This window comes from Bacteroides sp. 1001136B_160425_E2, assembly GCF_015559655.1.
GTDB lineage: Bacteria > Bacteroidota > Bacteroidia > Bacteroidales > Bacteroidaceae > Bacteroides > Bacteroides luhongzhouii.
Genome location: NZ_JADMQH010000014.1, coordinates 18,772 through 38,351, shown reverse-complemented (window position 1 = coordinate 38,351; position 19,580 = coordinate 18,772). Strand labels below are relative to the sequence as shown.

Here is a 19,580-nt window from a genome sequence, read left to right as displayed (position 1 = left end):
TTGTCGGGTTTAACAGATTTATATGTATTTTTGTCGCTCATTTACTGTCAAAAAATACAATTTATGGAATTATTTCACAAGATGATTTCCGGTTTTTTAGGCATACCGGAAAGACAAATAAGCAGTACGCTTCATCTTTTGGGCGAAGGTGCTACGATTCCTTTCATCAGCCGATACCGCAAAGAAGCTACCGGAGGGCTGGATGAGGTGCAAATAGAGCAGATCAAAGAGCAACACGATAAGTTGTGCGACATAGCCAAACGAAAAGAAACGATTCTCGGCACCATCACCGAACAGGGCAAACTGACTGCCGAACTGGAGAAACGCATCAACGACACCTGGAATCCGACGGAACTGGAAGATATATATCTCCCTTACAAACCCAAGCGGAAGACACGTGCCGAAGTGGCCCGCCAGAAAGGACTGGAGCCGCTTGCCACCATCCTGTTGTTGCAAAGGGAAAACAACCTTAGCGCCAAAGCCGCTTCCTTTGTGAAAGGTGAAGTGAAAGATGTGGAAGATGCGCTGAAAGGTGCGCGTGACATTATCGCGGAGCAGGTGAACGAAGACGAACGTGCCCGCAACGCGGTACGTAATCAGTTCGGACGCCAGGCAGAGATTACTGCAAAATTAGTCAAAGGAAAAGAGGAAGAAGCAGCGAAATACCGGGATTATTTTGATTTCTCCGAGTCACTGAAACGTTGCACGTCCCACCGTCTACTGGCCATCCGCCGGGCAGAGTCGGAAGGGTTGCTGAAAGTGTCTATCAATCCTGACGACGAAGCATGCATCGAACGTTTGGAACGCCAATTCGTACGTGGCAACAACGAATGTAGCCAGCAAGTGGGCGAAGCCACGACGGATGCTTACAAACGTTTGCTAAAGCCTTCTATCGAGACAGAATTTGCCGCCCAATCCAAAGAGAAAGCCGACGATGAAGCGATTCGCGTATTCGCCGAAAACCTCCGCCAACTTCTTCTCGCTCCGCCGTTGGGACAAAAACGGGTACTCGCCATCGACCCCGGATTCCGTACCGGATGTAAGGTTGTTTGTCTTGACGCGCAAGGCAATTTGTTGCATAATGAGAATATCTATCCGCACCCTCCGGTCAACAAGACCGGAGAGGCTGCCTCGAAACTTCGCAAGATGATCGAGGCCTACCAGATAGAAGCCATCTCCATTGGCAACGGAACGGCAAGCCGAGAGACGGAAGATTTCATCAACAGCCAGAGTTTCGACCGTCAGATACCCGTGTTTGTAGTCAGCGAACAGGGGGCTTCCATTTATTCCGCTTCCAAAATTGCTCGTGACGAGTTTCCGGATTACGACGTAACGGTGCGTGGAGCAGTCTCCATCGGTCGTCGCCTGATGGACCCGTTGGCAGAGTTGGTGAAGATAGATCCCAAGTCCATCGGCGTAGGTCAATACCAGCACGATGTAGACCAGACGAAGCTGAAGAAAGCACTCGATCAGACGGTAGAGAATTGCGTGAACCTGGTCGGGGTAAATCTCAATACGGCAAGCAGTCATTTGCTCACATATATATCCGGTTTGGGTCCTCAACTGGCACAGAACATTGTCAATTACCGGACAGAGAACGGAGCTTTCGGTTCACGGAAAGAACTGATGAAAGTGCCGCGCATGGGCGCCAAAGCTTTCGAGCAATGCGCAGGATTTCTCCGCATCCCCGGAGCTAAAAACCCGTTGGATCATACCGCCGTGCATCCGGAAAGTTACCACATCGTAGAGCAGATGGCCAAAGACCTGAAATGCACCATCGACGAGTTGATAGCCGACAAGGAACTCCGCCGGAAGATCAACATCTCCGACTACATCACTCCTACCGTCGGCCTGCCTACCTTACAGGACATTCTGCAGGAGCTCGACAAGCCGGGACGTGACCCGCGCAAGGCTATCAAAGTCTTCGAGTTCGACAAAAATGTACGCACCATAGCCGATTTGCGCGAAGGGATGATTCTTCCGGGTATTGTAGGCAATATCACCAATTTCGGGGCGTTTGTCGATATAGGAATTAAGGAGAACGGTCTTGTACACCTTTCTCAATTAGCGGAACGGTTCATTTCCGATCCGACAGAAGTGGTGTCCATTCATCAGCACGTCATGGTGAGAGTGATGAGTGTAGATTATGACCGGAAACGGGTTCAACTTAGCATGATCGGGGTACCGCAAGACTGATTGCTTCTCTTTTCTCTCCCCACCACACGATCAGAATCGTAAATACAATCATCAGTACTGTACAAATGAGCGAGCCTTCAAAACCGAAGGCTCCGCCATTCAGTACGTTTTCTTCGGGCATACGCAAAGTCAGCATACTGGTGGTGAAGTTGTTTCCGCTTACCTGATAACCAAGGATGGGGCCTTGAATCCAATTCCAGAAAAGATGAAGCGAGATAGGGAAACACAGGTTTCGTGTATATAGATAGGAAGCTCCCAGCAGCATACCTGCCAGCAACAGGTTGAGCATAGGCAGGAAAGCTATTTCGGGATTGAAGATATGCATAAAGGCGAATAACGCTGCCGAGATGAAAAGCGCCAGGAATTTATTCATGGTGGTGTGCAGCAGTCGTCCGAGAATATAGCCGCGCATCAGTATTTCTTCGAACAAGGCGACCAGCAGGTAAAACACCCACGAACCCAACAGGTCCAACGGCTTGAACTGGAAACCGATGACTTCTATTTCTCCCAAAACGAAAGAGATTCCGAAACCGAACAGATAGAGCAGGATTGCGATCAGGAAGCCATACCACAGTCCCTTGACGTGTCCTTTTAAGGAGAGCCCCAAATCAGAAAACGGACGGCGTTCGAAGCGGAGCATAGGAATGGCAGCGGTCAGAACGGCGAGCAGCATACTGGCTTCGAGAACAATGTATCCCGTCACTCCCGGATGGCGGGCTTCCACACCCAACACCAACGACAAACATCCACGGGCCAGCGTACCATACAATCCAAGAAGAATGAAAAGTATCACAATAAACAGCGGGATACAAGCCCACACAGGAAGTCTTTTGGGTTCTTTGCCCCCAGCAATGTTGTCTGCCTCCATTTTTACAATTTGTTAATCCGGCTACAAAATTAGATATAAAACATAAAAAAACATCATGTATTCTCTATTTTTCCTATATTTGTCAGAACAAATCTACAAAATTATGAAAATTAAACTACTATTGATAAGTTTCTTATTGGCCGCTAATGCGTTAGGAGCAGCCGCCCAAGTGAGTAAAACGTATTATGTGAGTAAGCCCGGCACGCTGATTTCCATGATGACTGAAGAGGAGGCCAACAGTGTCACCCATCTCACACTGACCGGAAAACTGAACGCGGAGGACTTCCGCCATCTCCGTGACGAATTTGATAATCTGAAAGTATTGGACATTTCGAACGCTGAAATCAAGATGTACAGCGGAAAAGCGGGCACTTATCCCAACGGGAAATTCTATATTTATATGCCGAACTTCATTCCTGCATACGCTTTTTCGAATGTGGTAGACGGAGTGACCAAAGGCAAAACCACTCTGGAGAAAGTGATTCTTTCGGAGAAGACGAAGAATATCGAAGATGCTGCCTTCAAAGGTTGCGAGAACCTGAAAATCTGCCAGATCCGGAAGAAGACAGCTCCCAACCTGTTGCCGGAAGCGTTGGCAGACAGCGTTACCGCTATCTTCGTCCCCCTGGGCAGCAGCGACTCTTACCGCTACAAGGACAGATGGCAGAACTTTGCGTTTATCGAGGGGGAACCGGTAGAGACTACCCTGCAAGTGGGCGCCATGGGCAAATTGGAAGAAGAGATTCTGAAAGCGGGACTGCAACCCAGAGACATCAACTTCCTGACCGTTGAAGGTAAACTGGATAACGCCGACTTCAAACTGATCCGTGATTATATGCCGAATCTCGTTTCTGTCGATATTTCCAGAACGAACGCAACGGCTATCCCCGACTTCACTTTCGCACAGAAGAAGTATCTACTGAATATGAAATTACCTCATAATCTGAAATCTATTGGACAGCGTGTGTTTAGTAACTGCGGTCGCCTTTGCGGTACGTTGGAGCTGCCGGCCAGTGTGACGGCTATCGAGTTCGGTGCTTTTATGGGATGCGATAATCTCCGCTATGTGTTGGCTACCGGAAATAAGATTACGACGCTGGGTGATAACTTGTTCGGAGAGGGAGTTCCGAGTAAGTTGGTTTATAAGAAATAAAAAAAGAATTACCCCTGATATAAATAATTAGTTAGTTATTCATATCAGGGATAAACAATCATCTTATCTAGTATGAGATTCCTTCTTTACAGCTTGCTTCTTTTTGCTAGTTTCATCCAATGAATACGCATTCGCTCTCACCGCCATCCGATATCCGAGAAATATTCCCAATAAAAGTAACATTAGATAATCAAATTAAACAGATACCCGATCTAAATAAAAAATTGCATACGCTCCAAAAACATAACAATAGACTTGCATTATTATTTTATCTGATTTCAAATAAAATGTCCGAATGATTCCTTCTGCTTTCAATGGTCGTTTAGGAGTCCGTATATAGGGAAATAAATAACTCATCATTCCGCCTATTAATGTAATCGCCCAAAAAATTAAGAATATTATCTGCACACTGGATGACAGATAAGGAATCTTATATATATATAAGGCAAAAAGATACGATATGCAATCAGGGTAATACTACCTAATAAAGCTGTTTTTTCATATATTGCTATTAAAAGATATCTCATATATTTATAGATTAAAAGTTTATTTTCCAATTATAATACTCCCCCATACGATTGGAACATATGTTTCTTTCTCTTTAGTGCTCTACCTCTTTTTTTACTCCTTACGATCTATTCTTTTTATATAACTTATTGCAGACAAAGCTACCCCACTGCCGATCCACAATCCCAATAAAAGAAAAAATAGATCTCTAAAAAACATATTATACTTGATATCTAAGCAGTAAAGAATCCCCATTCCTAACAAGTCTAAAAAAAACAAGGTAGAAAATAGACCATACACACGTTCAGATAAATAATATAATATTCTTTCTATTTTCATTTTATTTTTTTCTTTAATAGTGGTATAGCAATTAGCAAAATTAAAATCACTGATAAAAATAAGGGGCTTCTAAAAAAAGAGGGCATGTATTCATTAAAGAATATGACAAATATTATATTTATCAGACATATAGAATATACAAAATATTCCATATAAATCATGTACTTACCAATTTTTTTTAAAACTTTCATCTAATCTATTTTTTATTGGAGTTAAAATTAAACTATTATCCTTTTCCATATTAACACTTTTATAAAGTTCAATGCTTTTTCGTTGCTGCCCATCACTAGATTGAGAAGCAACAGAAGAGTCAATTAAAAAATGATCATAATAATCTTTTGCAGTCACAGCCGCCCATGTTACTCCAAGTACTATTTTCTGCCAAGTTTTCAGTTCTCTTTTCGGAGCCGGATCACCATTAGGCATCATCCCCGATACATTAGTATCAATGCTTTTTGCGACATTCGCCTGATTCCTATCCAGTTCCTCTTTGCTTTTCCTTTCTCTATTTCGCTGATGCTCATATTCCGGACTAATAGCATTCTTCGCTTGATAGTATAAAAGAGTACCAAAAGCATAAGACATCCTAGGAGTATCTGTAATTATTTGCCCTGCTTCTGCTAACTTTCCGGATGCATGTCTCATAATTTGTTGATCTGAAGGTAAATTATAACCTTGCGGATACGCTACAGGGTAATAAAAAGGAAGAGGACTATAAGGTAGTGGAATTACTATGCCTTGTCTACCATCTGGGTCTATGCGGTTTAGTGGATTGTTTAAACAATATCCATAAGGAGTTATCTCATAGTACTTATCCGCCATCGGATCCACCACATGCCATCTTCCCAATGCCGCATCATACATTCTCGCCCCATAATCATACCAATCCAGTCCGCCTTTTCTATCCAGTTCTTTCCCGTTGTACTTGTAGGGCTGAACAGAGGAAGTTGAAGCAAAGATACCGCCAAACGGATAATAATGATTCACTTCTTCCACTACTCCATCCTGCGATGCAACCACACGATTGTTACCTTGATGATCCTGTAAGTAATAATGATGCTTATTATCATTCAAAGATACGAATCCGGCATCTGTCAATAAAGTCTTGGGAGTCCCATTTTCATAGATCACATTACCACAATAATCGGTAGTAGTTGTATTTCCTGCGATACTATGTACAACACGGTGTTTTGTGCCTGCTGCATCATAAAGGTAAGAAATAGAGCTGCCATCTTCGAACTCTATACGGTCCGGTAAATTTAGGTAATTATATTGAATATTGATTATCTTTTTATTCAAATCTTTCGATAAATTACCGTTGGCGTCATAAAAGTACTCTGTATTCTGTTTTGCTCCGTCTTTAAAATCAAAATGTTCGCCAAAAGCGGAACCCGAAACAGAATCATCAACCCTTTTCAGTTGGTTGCCACTCAAGGTGACGGACAGATTATCTACTAATCCGTAACCATTGGCAGAAGTTTGTCCATATCGTTTCAATCCCAAGATATTACCATTTTTGTCATAGCCCGTTATTTGCTCATTGAAGCGGTTGACATTCAGAGAGAGATCTTCACCCTCACCGTAAGTAGCATTTTTTAGCCGGGATAACAGATCGTATTCAAAACGATAACCACGAATATCCGGGTTCGCACTGGTTTTCCAGGTCATACTACTGATATTTCCGTTATAACAAGGTGTGCCGATGCCATCTGTATAATATAGTTTCTGGGAAAATAACGGACTTTCGATAGAAGTCAGCCAGCCACGTAAGTTATAACGGTTGATTGAGGTTAGTGAATGGTTCCCGTTCACTCTTTTGACATTGGCGATGTGTCCCAACTCATCATAATTATACCTAAGAGTATCAGATACCAAGTCATTCACCAAACGAGCTTCTGTCAACAGACGTCCGGCATGATCATAAGTTTTAGTTTGGACAAGTGAGATATTTTCTACTTTGTCATTGGATGCTGTAATGTGGTCGCAGAAATCATACGCCATGTTCTGAACGTGCATCTTACCATTTATATCCGTGCTGCGTACTTGCACCGGACGTTGAAAATAATCATAATAGGTACTAGTGCAAAGCATTTGATCTGTACCGATAACCCGTGTCATCACTCCAGTCTGCAAATTCTTGCAGTTCAGTTGTTCAGAGTCGTCTCCAAATCGATGTCCATAATCATTGCTATCTATATAATCCATTGCTGCAGTGAAGCAAGAATTAGCCTTTTTATATTGATAGGTATCATAATATACCACCTTTTGGATATTCAGGCTATCCATCTTTAAATAACTGCTAAAGAGATAACCATAATGATTTTTTGGTTTATCCGGAGCAAAATCAACCGATTCAGAGAAGTTGTATGATATCAAGCCTTTATAAATACCCGTCACCACTTCTCTTCTCAATTTATCGTAAAAGATGCATTTCCATTCATTCCTGTTACGCATCGCCTCATCTCGAATTCTTAATAACTTTCCGTCCTGATCGAAACACATATCTATCCATTCCGCACCGGGAAGTTTCTTACCTCTATAATGGTTGCACTCATCATAGCGATATTGATAAGCATAAAGATCCAACGCATCTTTCTGTCCAAGCGTCTGTAAACTGCTGACTGCCATCGGTGGAAGCACAAAAGCCAGATTCCCGAAATCATCATATACTTGATAAGTATCCAGCGTATCCACACCACTGATGGTACGTAATAAAATGCTTTGTTCCAATTTATTAGTATAAGTAAGTGTAGGAAGCCCCGCTTCATCCTTTTTTTCTTCCACAATCAATTCTCCGGTTGCATAAAATCCTTTTTGCGACAGAACGGGATTATCCTTTTCTCCGCTCACCTCAAATAGCCGAACCTGCGATACTCCCGAATTTGTCTGATAAGAAACCCTTTCACTATGCCCTGTAGTATGCCAGTCTTTTCCGGGATTGTATTTCTCCGTCAATCGGTTCAGGGGCGAACCGTCATAAAAAGATTTTTCACAAGCATACTCATCATTATACAATTCAAAGATATGCTTTCTGAAATCGGATGATGAAACATAATTCTTCGAACCAGGACAAACCGCCGGAAGCCATGAACAACTATCACGATACATCCTGTCATATTCCTTTCTACTCACCAAACTGTTTAACGCGGGAGTCACACCGTATTGTATCGTTTGTTCTGTTCTACCGAACGGATCAAGGTAATTTATTTCATGAGTGGCATGCAATGGATTTTGCAGATCCGAAGAAAAAAGAGTATTGGTGGTTGCTTTAATCGTTGATATATAGTTTTTCGTATCAGACCATTTTACTGCAGACTTTTTCCCTTTCACATTTATGTATATAGTACCACTTCCCCCTTCTGTTACAAAAAAATAAGTCCCCGGAGATAACCCAAAAACATCCAGACTTGTCAAATAATCATCTTTTACTACCCGCCTAACTATGTGATGAGCTGAATCATATAAAGTGATATTGTTCAAGAAATCTTCTGTTGTGATAGATATATCCATTGCCTCTTTTATCGTAAAACGGTGATATACATAAGGTGTTAAAGAAGATTCTGCAGGAACGAACATACGTGGGCAATAAAAAGTTTTATAATACAAACTATCCGAATAACTACCTACTTCCAAAGGGTATTCCCAGTCGGTTCCTGCATTATCAACAAAACCCGTTACACGCAATCTGGGAGTCCTGTATACAGAATCCGGATAACAAACCTGGATATTAAATTCGCCCACTCCACATCTGAAATCTTTAATCTGTGGTAGAGAATCTTCATTTAACGGATATTCATTACTAGTAATCAATTGTTGAAAATAAGTTCTCATTTTCAGGACAGGACGTTTCCCCATAGTATCCAAAGGAACTACACTTATCATATTTATACTATCCAAATTAAAATTATACCATATATCTCCACTACTAAAAGTTCCAGGTTTTACTTCTCTAGAGAATTTTTTGTTGAAGTGACCTATATCTATGGAAGTGCGTTCATCAACTCCCACCGGAGATAAATAGACATTGGTTCTAAGTTCTTTGGTAGGGTTTTTCATATCAGACGTACCTTTGCTATAAAGTTCATATTCGCCAGGTTCCAAAACACCATATAACACAGGACAATAAATAGGTATTTGGGTCAAATCTTCGTCAAATTCAAGACCGAATTTTTCTTGGTTTTTAATAGTTTCTTTAACGCCAATATTGTTTTTAGCCCTATTCCTACACGAAAACCGGTCAGAGGTTGGAGGTTTATAATAAAGCTCCAGACTAGTACCATATTGAGGTTCAGTTCCCATCAGATTAGCCATAAATAAAGTAGAACGATCATGTATCGTGAACGTATAGATGGCATAATTACGGATTCTTCCATCAATGAGTTTATTGAGTGGTACATCGTGAGGATGATGAATGGCAAAATGATTATAAACATCTTCAATATGTATTTTTTTATCAACATATTGCGGGATATTCTGACTACTTGCCACTGTCAGTGTAGCAAATAAGAGCAAGAGTAATGTTAAATACTTTTTCATATCTGTCTTTTTATTTATTATAATGATATCTATTATATTCCATCAGCTGCATTTCTCCTTTTTCCCCTTTCCTGAATCTTTGCTTCAAGCGTCCTTGAACGTCATACTGAAAGAAAGACGCTTGTCCGTCTGGTTCCGAAATATATTTCAAACCTACTGATTGTTTATAATCATAGATCGTAATCTGAGCATGAGGAAGAAGGTCACGCAATTGTTCCATTTCTTTTATATGAGATCCCCTCTCTTCTGAAAGAAACTCCGGTTGTCTCCTTAAAGCTGATTTAACTTCTTCATAAGTACTTCCTTTTATTTCAGCTATCGGATATTTACCGTGATAGGACCATAGATAAATCGTAATATTACCATAAGTATCTCTAAGAGTTACAATATTTCCGTATCTATCATAGTTGTCATAAGCTTCGATACCACATCCCAAGCCTCGGAATAATTTGTCTTCCAAATCCGTATCTTCAGGCAATGATTTTATGAGCTTACTACCCCATACAGTCCTTTTCTGAACACCTACACCATCTAACGGACCATAATGAAAATATACAAAATCTACTATTTTCCGTTTTTCATCCTCCGGTTTCTTCAAGTACTTTATGATACCTATCGGTTCTTCTATTCTATTTGAACTAATTAAATTGTCAAAATAGATAGTAGATGGAAGAACAGACCATTCTCCCGGATGCACATACTTCAAATACACATGATCCCCATTACTGTTGACAGTCTCTTTTTCTGTGACAAATCCATTTGCATTATATTCATAATTGTGAAGAATTGCCACTCCATTCTCATCCGTCAGTTTTTCCTGAATCAACAGGCAGGGGACAGTAAATATTTTACTCGCCAGAAAAACTCCGGTATTGGTATCTATCGAAACTTCATAATCGGCAGTTTTATCTTCTACATTATAATGATACTCTTCCTCGGCTACTTTATGATGGCGATTATTATAAGTCTTTTTGGAGAGTATTTTTCCTCTAAATGCAGTTAGATCGTTGGGAGCATAGTTCAAAGCCTTATCCAATATCTGATAAAAGCCGAAACTTCTGCTGTTCAAATTGTCCGGTGTTTTAATGTATCCGTCTCCAAACTCCGTATTATCAGGCACATCTGCCAATGAAGAAAAATGGTAACGGCAAAAGCTTCCGTCATCGAAAGTCTCTGTAACATAACTATAACCTATCGGATATTCGGATATGTTGTTGAATCTCCCCATACAATTACTGCTGATTGAATAAACACGTAGATTTCTGTTTTCCGTATAATCATAATAGTAATAACCGTAGTTCATACTTTCTTCGGGCATACGATAGCGTGGCAGTTCATGGGTTCTTCCACTTTCCATTCCTGTCGTAGGGTCAAGATAGTTAAACGAACGTTTCCTGTCTTTTTTTATAACAGGGTCATGTAATGTCAGATGTTTAACACGTACTCCGCCCAACGGAGCATCATAAGTTACCACATTGGTATCCCAGGCAAAAGAATCAGTTCTTTTGGTCAGGTAATGTCGGTAACGGTTGTACTCATAATCGATTTTTTCTTCCCCTTTGGTGGGATAGATGATTTTTTTCAGCATTGTACAGCCGCAAACACCTGTATTGACAGCCTTTCTTTGTTCAAAATTCCCATCATAGAAAAACGTATTGGCATTGTCTATTTTTTCATAACCACCATTCCAAAAGCCCCAATGATCGACGTTTGTAGTCAATGGATCCGGCAGAGCGCTACTCATATCATAGTCAAAAGAGTAAACGGCAGGACTTTCACTCTGGTCATACAATCTGGCTTTTTTCAAGAAGAAATATCGTCCCGATGTCTGATAATCAAATTTGCACGACTTTAGAATGTTCAGGTCTTGTTTCATTGTAATCCCTGAAAGATAGATTAAATCGTTTCCATCAGAATCTCCGAAAAAATTAACAGGGAAAGTTTCGGTGGTAAAATCTATTTTTATATCCTCAACACTAATTGTCTTCAGAATAGGAACATACACTTTATCTTCCATCAAGAAATGATCTGTATCTTTATCGTTTATACTTCTTGATTCAGTAGGTTTAGTATATCCATTCTTATCAGGTTTATAGTATATCCATTGTATTCCGGTCACATAAGAATTCATAAATAAATGATATTTATTCTTTTGCAGACGACTTTGATACGAAAAATAAACTGCCTGGTTTCTTGTATCATCTTTGATAGAATTCAGATACCAGGAAGTAATCTGTACAGGTTTGCTTTTAAGTTTACCGGGATTATTGGGTACGCTGTATTCTAAACTTGAGACGTCTCCTCCAAAACTATAGAGATAGCCATCCGGAGTTGTGATGTTGATGACAGAACGTTTAGGAGCATTTACAGCACTATAATCCTGCACAGACATTTCGCTTAAATCTATCCTATATCCGCCTCCTGATATACATTTAGCATTTCCGTTATTGTCGATAATAAAGCGTCCTTTATGCTGTCCGAAATTAAAATCGAAGATATCTGGAGCCATATCATATTCAGTTTCCGGATAAGGACGGTTTTTAGTAGCATGGGGAATATTCAGTTTGAGCAGATCCTCTTTACTGTACTGCTTAAACTTTCCGTCGCGGATAGCAGCCAGCAGACCGCTTTTCTGCTCCTGGCGAACATCATCAGGATTTCCCACTACATTTCTTGTAATAGCGCCTCCTACATTCAGTATCCAGTTATTGCCTACCACCGAAGGACGCCGCCCCGGTTTGAAACCATCGGAAATATACTTGATAGACATGTTCAACTCAAAAGCCGTATCTTTGTAATCGAACAATGGGATATCCAGATCAAGCAACCCGGTATAATAGTTCACGCTAGTATTGCCATATTGCACGAATTCTGCCGTTTGCGGTGTAGAAAAACCGAGATTCTGCGGCGAAAAATAGTACCCTTGAAAATCGGTCGGAATAAATCCGGAACTGTTTTGCGCATATATATGTGTACCTGTGCCTAACAGAAGGAGCAAACACAACATTTGTTCTATAAAATTCTTCTTTCTCATTTTTTATATGATTTATCTTATGAGTAATAAAAAATAGAGAGGGTGAAATAGAAAACTTATACACCCTCTCTCAAATGAACTAACCCTCTGTATCTTTACAGATTCATCGCATTACCGCCCAATACGCCCGCTACCGCCGACGCCACTGCGATGACTACTTTCAGAATCACATCCCAAAGGGATTTTTTGACTGCCATAACCTTACACACCTCCTTTCCACACTCTTTTAATAATGGACTGACTTCAATAATCAATCACGTTTAATAATTAGTTGCTTTCAATACCCTGTTACTTTCTGAAAACCTTCCTACCTCATTTTCTCGTTATCCTATTGAGAACTAGAACTCTACGTAGTGGAAGCTCTAAACTCCGCTTTCACTTCAAAACACGGACACGCCTTAATCCATTCTTCCGGTTCAATCTCCCCGTTTCCGTTGCGATCGGGACTTAAATCCCGGTGACCACACACCCGGCTACCGGGGAAAGTCTCAAGTAATTGATGAACCAGCAGCTTGAGCACCGCCCGTTGTTCCGGTGTCCGCGTATCTGCCGGACAACCGTGGGCATCCAAACCGCCTTCGTAGCAGATACCGACACTGTTCGAGTTGAATCCTTTCACGTGCGCACCGATACGTTCAATCGGTCGGGTGAGGTGCACTGTTCCATCCTTGCGGATGTAGTAGTGATAACCTGTTCCGTTAAATCCACGCCGACGGTGTTGCATCTCCAAGTCATCCGGGGTGAGAGAACGGTCGGCACGGGTGGCGGAACAGTGAATCACGATCAAATCAATCTTTCTCATCATAGTGCCACTATTTTTCTTATCAGTTGTAAACATTATCTGCACTCTATGAATCAAGCTGCCGGATCCGGAGCTTCACCGCTACCGCCTCCACTACCTCCACCGGAGTCTCCGCCACCTTCATCACCGGGATCTTCGCCATCGGTTTTCTTTTTCTTGGGCGCGTCGAGATCCAGAAACTCGATTTTCTCACCGGCACGGGTAGATGTCAGATTGGGACGGACACTGCTCGAAGGACGGAAGTTGATATTGACCGTTTTGATGTTCTTCATCGTACACTCATCTTTCGTGTCCACGCCCCGCGTGGTAGCGGAAAGGCTGAATACACCAAAATCATGGATATTGACGGATTTACCGTCGAACAGCGCCGTACGCATCGCTTCTACGAGATTAGTCAGCACACTCTGAATGTCACCCAGCGACAGGGAACTTTTCTCTTTCATCGTGTAAGCAAGTTTATCCAAGTCTACACTCTGTCCCTGCGTCACAAGTTGCGGATGATACTTCACCACCCCATCAACCTTTCTCGGGTCTTTACGACCCATTCTTTTAAATGGTATTGCCATGATAAATTAAAAATTGAGAATTAATAATTGAAAAATAAATATTACAAATTGCGGTTACCGCAATCGATATCGAAAGAAATGAACGAGCTCTGTTTCTTTTTCTTTCGATACCTCAAAGATAGTGTATTACAGGGGAATGAAATGACGTACTTTGTCTTAGTCTGACGTACTTTGTCTTACTTTCATCCAGAATGTATTTACTTTTATTCAGAATGATTTTATTTTACTTATACACTTGGAGGACCGGGAGATTTTCCGTATATTTGGAATACGATAAAATTAATTTCCCGAAGATATGAAAGCAGAAAAAGAAGAGACGGAGGAGGAGCCGTTTGTCATACGTCCGTATTTGAAATCGGAGCTGGCACATTTATACAATCCTTATGTACCGTTAGCGTATGCCATGCGGAAAATGAGGGAGTGGATCAGAAATAACAAAGAATTATATGACGCAATGTATAGCGGAGGCGAAGGAAAAAACGACCACGCTTATAGTGCAAGGCAGGTGCGGCTCATCGTGAGGTATCTCGATGAGCCATGAATCTCTTTAAGGCAAGTGCTGATTAGCTATAACGAAAATAAAATTAGCTATAATGAAATCGAGATTAGCTATAATGAAATCAGAATTAGCTATAATGAAAACAAAAGCGGTTATGGGGGGATTCTGTCCAATATCTGTTTTATAATGCCAGCCCTGCAACTGTGCCCTGTCGATATTATGATGGGACGCGGTGTAATACATGGTATCTTGAGGACAAACAGGCTGTGTGTTTTCTTATTGAATGCTGTTAGTTTTCTTATTTAATAATGTACACGTGCGCAGGCGCGAGAGAATATTCTTTTTATATAGAAAAAGCGTGTAATTGAGGTGGAGGGGTTCCACCTCAATTACACGCTTTTTCCATCAAATAAAATATATAAAGAGAATAAACAGTATAAGTAAACGATAGGAACAAAATAAAACGTACCTTTGCGTCTTTTTAAACCAACATTTTTTAACACTAATCAAATAACACTTAAAATCATGAGAAAAAAGACATTTTTTCCGAAGGCTTCGTTTACCAGAACAAACAGGCTGTAACACTCGAAAAGGGAGAATTTCCCCAAGTATCCCAGTTTATCACGCAAATGCTTGGCACTGTCAACAATTTGTATACCAACAGAATAGAGGTAAGTCCAGGCGACCGCAAGAAGTATCTCCTTCCCTTTGTCCATCTCTGTTATGACCATGACTCTGTTTTTAACATTAAAAGCCCCAAATACTTTGCAGAGTTGTTGTTTATGACTGTTGATTTCAAGAAATCGGATGATTCGGACGAATCATTAAGCGTGGAAGAGATTGATTGCGAGATACAAAGACTAAAAAGAACGCTTCTTGAGGATTAACACGAAAGAACCGACTGTTAAAAAACTGCTTTTTGAGTACCAAAAGCAGTTTTTTTATTCTACATAAAAAGCCGTCCTTTGCAGTGTGTTAATATTGACACGACTTACATTCATATCAATAATTAAAATGGAAAATATCTCAATAACGACATACAGGGGATTATCACTCGTATCAGGAAGTATCAGTATCCGGCAAATGTTCGAATTTATCCGGGGAGATGTCTATCGCGACAGAATCCGGAGACTTCGGGAAGCAATGGATGCAGGAGAAACGGTGAAAGCAGACCACATGAAGAAGCAACTGCCCTACTGCACCATCACGGCTACTTACGCCAAGGAAAGGCTGGCTTACAGTCTGGACAAGTATCAGGACATCATCACGCTCGACTGTGACGATATGCCGGCAGAAAAGATCCCGGACTTCCGCCAACTGGTGAACGATTGCCCCGACACGCTAGGCAGCTTCGTCAGCCCCCGGATGCACGGGCTGAAGATCTTCGTCTATCTTACCGGCAATGAGGCGGAAGCCTTACGCACCGAACTGAACGCATTGGGAACCGTAGACTTCCTCACCCTCGAACGCTACCACCACCGCATGTACGCCCTGGCAAGCAGCCAATATGAAAAGCTGCTCAATACCAAAGTAGACACCAGCGGGAGCGACCCGGGACGCGGATTCTTCGTGTCGCACGATCCGGACGCTTTCCTCTCTACCGAACGACTGGAAAACGTGAAGCCGCTGACCGTAAAAGTGACACTGCCCACTGAAGAAGAATGTAAAAACAAGAAGCGCAAAAATCCGGGAAAACGATCCCCGCTCCTCCCCGTGCAGGAGAATGCGTCGCCCATCGACCTGCAAGTGCAACTCGACTTCCGCAAGGCGCTGGAGTACACCAAACGCAAAGAACGTCTCGAGATAGGCAACCGGGACAATTTCTTCTATTGTCTCGGCAATCAGTGTTACCACCGCCATATCACGGAAGAGGAATCCGTCAGTCTGGCACACAGTCATTTCGGAGACCTACCCGACTTCGACCTCGAACTGCCCTTGCACAATGCTTACCAATACACCTCAAAGACCGATCAGGCGGAAGAAGAAAGCCAACAACCGAGAATATGCCAGGTCATCAAATTTATGGACGAACACTACGAAATCAGAAGAAACGTGGTGAAAGAGCAGATCGAGTTCCGGAAAATAATACCTGGTCTCCCTAAAACAGAGCAGCCGCCTTTCAGTACACTGCGCACAAAGGATATCAACACATTCTATATCAACGCACAGATGAAGAAGATATACAGTTCGCAAGCTAATTTGAAAGCACTGGTGGACTCGGACTATGCAAAGCCGTTCAACCCGTTTATCCATTATTTCACCTCACTCCAGACATGGGACGGGAAAACAGACCACATCGGCCAACTGACAAAAACAGTGAAAGCGGCAGACCAGGCTTTTTTCGAAGACAGCTTCCGCCGCTGGCTGGTGGGAATGGTGGCATGTGCCATCGACGACGAAGTGCAAAACCACCAGTTGATGCTGCTCCACGGCGCACAGGGAAAAGGCAAGAGTACTTTTGTCCGCCATCTCCTCCCACCGGAGCTGAAGGATTATTATCGCAACGGCATGATTAGTCCCGACAACAAAGACCATCTCCTGCAAATGTCGTCCTGCCTACTCATCAATCTGGATGAGTTTGATACGCTCTCTCCCGCACGCATGCAGGAGTTGAAAAGTCTCATCACGCAAGATGTGATGAACGAACGGAAGGTTTACGACATCCAGAATTATACGTTCATCCGCCGCGCATCATTCATCGCCAGCACGAACAACCCGCACTGTCTGCCGGACATCGGCGAGAACAGGCGCATCCTGTTCAATACGTTGCTGGAAATAGATTATCACACGCCTGTCAACCATCAGGGGATATATGCACAAGCATACGCACTCTACCGGCAGGGGTTTCAATATTGGTATGAGAACCAGGAGATTACGTTTCTCAACAACCGCAATGAGGCGTTCCGCCAAAAAGATCCGGTAGAGGAGAATCTTTTCTTCTATTTCCGGGCAGCCAGCACGAACGATATTCAAGCGCAATGGTATCCTGCCTCCTACCTGCTGTCGGTATTGAGCATGAACGGGCGCACACAGGCCAACGCACAGATGAAACAAATGCTGGTCACGGTATTGGAAAACAACCATTTCCACTCACGGAAGACCTCCAACAATATCACGGAATATTGGGTGGTGGAGTATTCGGCCGAAGAGCGCAAAGAAAATTCAATACGCCCGCAGCTTCCGGTGCAGACGGGGTTGGAGTTGTAGTTTTTCCGCGAAATAGCAGATAAACGGATAAATTAGTGGCATTAAACGTGTCACATTCATCCGTTTTCCGTATATTTGCTCGATATGAATGATGAATAAAGAAAGGAATCACAATATGATGAAGCAAATACCATACGGATTGACGGATTTCGGTCGCATCCAAAAAGAAAACTATTATTATGTGGATAAGACGATGTTTATCGAAAAGATAGAAATGCAACCGTCTTATCTGTTCCTGATCCGTCCCCGGCGCTTCGGAAAAAGTCTGACGCTGGCGATGCTGGAAGCTTATTATGACGTTCGGTATGCCGACCAGTTCGACGAATTGTTCGGTCATCTGTATATCGGGCAGCATCCTACGCCGATACATAACCAGTTTCTCATCATGAGATTCAATTTCTCGGAAGTGAGTTCGAATATCAATGAGGTGGAGGAATCTTTCCGGTTGCATTGTTGCGGGAAGCTAAGACATTTTCTGCAAAAGTACGAACATATATTGGGAAAGGAAATCTGGGATGTGCTGAACGAAGAAACGCTCGAAGAGCCGGGAGCACTGCTATCCGCCATCAATTCGTATGCCACCCTCAAGGGAGACATCAAAATCTATCTCCTGATTGATGAATACGATAATTTCACGAATACCATTCTTTCTACTTACGGCACGGACTTATATCGAAAAGCGACGCATGGAGAAGGATATATCCGCAGGTTTTTCAATGTAATCAAAGCCGCCACGACGGGAATGGGTTCTGCCGTCAACCGTTTGTTCATCACAGGAGTAAGCCCGGTGACGATGGACGACGTGACAAGCGGATTCAACATCGGAACGAATATCACCACCGACCCGTGGTTTAACGACCTTGTAGGTTTCAGCGAGAAGGAATTGCGCGAGATGCTGACGTATTATAAGGAACAAGGCGCTCTTCCTATGTCGGTAGACGATGCGGTGACAATGATGAAGCCTAACTATGACAATTATTGCTTCAGTAAAAATAAATTAGCAGATTGTATGTTCAACTCGGACATGGTGCTCTACTGCATGAAGTCATTGATATTGCACGGAGTAAAACCGGACGAGATTGTAGATCCCAATATCCGTACGGACTTTAACAAGCTTACCTACCTTGTCCGTCTCGACCATGGACTGGGCGAAAATTTCTCCGTCATCAAGGAGATTGCGGAGCAAGGCGAGATAGTGACTGAGATAGTCACCCATTTCTCCGCACTGGAAATGACGGACGTGGGCAACTTCAAATCTCTGCTGTTCTATTTCGGACTGCTTTCTATCAAAGGGGTGGATATGATGGGGCGTCCCATCCTGCACATTCCCAATCTGGTGGTTCGCGAACAGCTATTCAATTTCCTGATTCAGGGGTATGCCCGTCATGAGATCTTCAAGCTCGACGTGAACCGTCTGCGCACTCTGTTTGAGAATATGTCCTTCAAAGGAGACTGGAAACCGTTGTTCGAATTTCTAGCAGAGGCCATTCGGGAGCAGAGCCGGATAAGGGAGTACATAGAAGGGGAAGCTCATATCAAAGGATTCCTCCTCGCCTATCTAAGTATGTTCCGCTATTATCAACTATATCCGGAATATGAAATGAATAAGGGTTTTGCCGATTTCTTCTTTAAGCCCAGTCCGGCGGCACCCGTATCTCCACCGTACACGTATCTATTGGAGGTGAAGTATGCGAAAGCAGGAGCATCGGAGAAAGAGATACGCGCGCTTGCCGATGATGCACGGGAACAGTTGATTCGCTATAGCAAGGATGAATGTGTGGCAGAAGCTCGTGAGAAAGGGGGATTGAAACTGGCAACAATCGTATGGCGCAGCTGGGAATTGGCGCTGATGGAAGAGGTATAATAATAGAAC

Annotated in this window: 13 protein-coding genes; 5 read left to right on the top strand and 8 right to left on the bottom strand. The window is 42.5% G+C overall.

Annotation, left to right across the window (positions count from 1 at the left end; translation table 11 throughout):
* The first annotated feature begins 63 nt into the window (after positions 1-63).
* On the top strand, positions 64-2,196 hold the full coding sequence (locus tag I2I04_RS14830; protein ID WP_195655352.1) for a Tex family protein: 2,133 nt from the start codon (positions 64-66) through the stop codon (positions 2,194-2,196).
* On the opposite strand, the gene I2I04_RS14825 is transcribed toward I2I04_RS14830, so the two are convergent.
* Positions 2,168-3,064 (bottom strand): CPBP family intramembrane glutamic endopeptidase, encoded by an 897-nt coding sequence (locus I2I04_RS14825; protein ID WP_143257489.1) that lies wholly within the window; start codon positions 3,062-3,064, stop codon positions 2,168-2,170. The two genes, I2I04_RS14830 and I2I04_RS14825, sit on opposite strands and share 29 nt — an antisense overlap.
* A gap of 103 nt (positions 3,065-3,167) precedes the next feature.
* Between I2I04_RS14825 and I2I04_RS14820 the strand changes: the two genes are divergently transcribed.
* Positions 3,168-4,217 carry a leucine-rich repeat protein gene (locus I2I04_RS14820; protein WP_143257488.1) on the top strand — a complete coding sequence of 350 codons (1,050 nt, stop codon included), beginning with the start codon at positions 3,168-3,170 and terminating at the stop codon, positions 4,215-4,217.
* 621 nt (positions 4,218-4,838) lie between these two features.
* Here I2I04_RS14820 and I2I04_RS14815 read toward each other — a convergent pair.
* The 6 genes from I2I04_RS14815 to I2I04_RS14790 form a co-directional block, all read right to left on the bottom strand.
* Positions 4,839-5,063: a hypothetical protein gene (locus tag I2I04_RS14815; RefSeq protein ID WP_195655351.1), complete on the bottom strand. Its 225-nt coding sequence runs from the start codon at positions 5,061-5,063 to the stop codon at positions 4,839-4,841.
* Between the two features lie 165 nt (positions 5,064-5,228).
* Positions 5,229-9,599, bottom strand: coding sequence for an RHS repeat-associated core domain-containing protein (locus I2I04_RS14810; RefSeq protein ID WP_229126999.1), 4,371 nt, complete (start codon positions 9,597-9,599; stop codon positions 5,229-5,231).
* A gap of 10 nt (positions 9,600-9,609) precedes the next feature.
* Positions 9,610-12,633, bottom strand: a complete 3,024-nt coding sequence (locus tag I2I04_RS14805) for a hypothetical protein (RefSeq protein WP_195655350.1) — start codon at positions 12,631-12,633, stop codon at positions 9,610-9,612.
* Positions 12,634-12,728: 95 nt separating this feature from the next.
* Positions 12,729-12,830: a smalltalk protein gene (locus I2I04_RS14800; RefSeq protein ID WP_151874894.1), complete on the bottom strand. Its 102-nt coding sequence runs from the start codon at positions 12,828-12,830 to the stop codon at positions 12,729-12,731.
* Positions 12,831-12,979: 149 nt separating this feature from the next.
* The gene (locus I2I04_RS14795; protein WP_195655349.1) at positions 12,980-13,438 is read right to left on the bottom strand and encodes an N-acetylmuramoyl-L-alanine amidase; all 459 of its coding nucleotides are present in this window, start codon (positions 13,436-13,438) and stop codon (positions 12,980-12,982) included.
* 50 nt (positions 13,439-13,488) lie between these two features.
* Positions 13,489-14,001: an HU family DNA-binding protein gene (locus I2I04_RS14790; RefSeq protein WP_008022053.1), complete on the bottom strand. Its 513-nt coding sequence runs from the start codon at positions 13,999-14,001 to the stop codon at positions 13,489-13,491.
* 295 nt (positions 14,002-14,296) lie between these two features.
* On the opposite strand from I2I04_RS14790, the gene I2I04_RS14785 reads away from it, so the two are divergent.
* Positions 14,297-14,542: a DUF4248 domain-containing protein gene (locus tag I2I04_RS14785; RefSeq protein WP_143257486.1), complete on the top strand. Its 246-nt coding sequence runs from the start codon at positions 14,297-14,299 to the stop codon at positions 14,540-14,542.
* A 464-nt stretch (positions 14,543-15,006) separates the two neighbouring features.
* Here I2I04_RS14785 and I2I04_RS14780 read toward each other — a convergent pair whose 3' ends face one another.
* Positions 15,007-15,231, bottom strand: coding sequence for a hypothetical protein (locus I2I04_RS14780; RefSeq protein ID WP_120068281.1), 225 nt, complete (start codon positions 15,229-15,231; stop codon positions 15,007-15,009).
* A 283-nt stretch (positions 15,232-15,514) separates the two neighbouring features.
* Here I2I04_RS14780 and I2I04_RS14775 point away from each other — a divergent pair, with 283 nt between their 5' ends.
* Together I2I04_RS14775 and I2I04_RS14770 are read left to right on the top strand one after the other, a co-directional pair.
* Positions 15,515-17,707: a VapE domain-containing protein gene (locus I2I04_RS14775; RefSeq protein WP_195655348.1), complete on the top strand. Its 2,193-nt coding sequence runs from the start codon at positions 15,515-15,517 to the stop codon at positions 17,705-17,707.
* Between the two features lie 115 nt (positions 17,708-17,822).
* Positions 17,823-19,571 carry an ATP-binding protein gene (locus I2I04_RS14770; RefSeq protein WP_195655347.1) on the top strand — a complete coding sequence of 583 codons (1,749 nt, stop codon included), beginning with the start codon at positions 17,823-17,825 and terminating at the stop codon, positions 19,569-19,571.
* Positions 19,572-19,580 lie beyond the last annotated feature (9 nt).

What these genes read in the sequence shown, in the direction of transcription:
- I2I04_RS14830 (WP_195655352.1), top strand. Translation starts at nt 64, where the DNA reads ATGGAATTATTTCACAAGATGATTTCCGGTTTTTTAGGCATACCGGAA.
- I2I04_RS14825 (WP_143257489.1), bottom strand. Translation starts at nt 3,064, where the DNA reads ATGGAGGCAGACAACATTGCTGGGGGCAAAGAACCCAAAAGACTTCCT.
- I2I04_RS14820 (WP_143257488.1), top strand. Translation starts at nt 3,168, where the DNA reads ATGAAAATTAAACTACTATTGATAAGTTTCTTATTGGCCGCTAATGCG.
- I2I04_RS14815 (WP_195655351.1), bottom strand. Translation starts at nt 5,063, where the DNA reads ATGAAAATAGAAAGAATATTATATTATTTATCTGAACGTGTGTATGGT.
- I2I04_RS14810 (WP_229126999.1), bottom strand. Translation starts at nt 9,599, where the DNA reads ATGAAAAAGTATTTAACATTACTCTTGCTCTTATTTGCTACACTGACA.
- I2I04_RS14805 (WP_195655350.1), bottom strand. Translation starts at nt 12,633, where the DNA reads ATGAGAAAGAAGAATTTTATAGAACAAATGTTGTGTTTGCTCCTTCTG.
- I2I04_RS14800 (WP_151874894.1), bottom strand. Translation starts at nt 12,830, where the DNA reads ATGGCAGTCAAAAAATCCCTTTGGGATGTGATTCTGAAAGTAGTCATC.
- I2I04_RS14795 (WP_195655349.1), bottom strand. Translation starts at nt 13,438, where the DNA reads ATGATGAGAAAGATTGATTTGATCGTGATTCACTGTTCCGCCACCCGT.
- I2I04_RS14790 (WP_008022053.1), bottom strand. Translation starts at nt 14,001, where the DNA reads ATGGCAATACCATTTAAAAGAATGGGTCGTAAAGACCCGAGAAAGGTT.
- I2I04_RS14785 (WP_143257486.1), top strand. Translation starts at nt 14,297, where the DNA reads ATGAAAGCAGAAAAAGAAGAGACGGAGGAGGAGCCGTTTGTCATACGT.
- I2I04_RS14780 (WP_120068281.1), bottom strand. Translation starts at nt 15,231, where the DNA reads ATGGTCATAACAGAGATGGACAAAGGGAAGGAGATACTTCTTGCGGTC.
- I2I04_RS14775 (WP_195655348.1), top strand. Translation starts at nt 15,515, where the DNA reads ATGGAAAATATCTCAATAACGACATACAGGGGATTATCACTCGTATCA.
- I2I04_RS14770 (WP_195655347.1), top strand. Translation starts at nt 17,823, where the DNA reads ATGATGAAGCAAATACCATACGGATTGACGGATTTCGGTCGCATCCAA.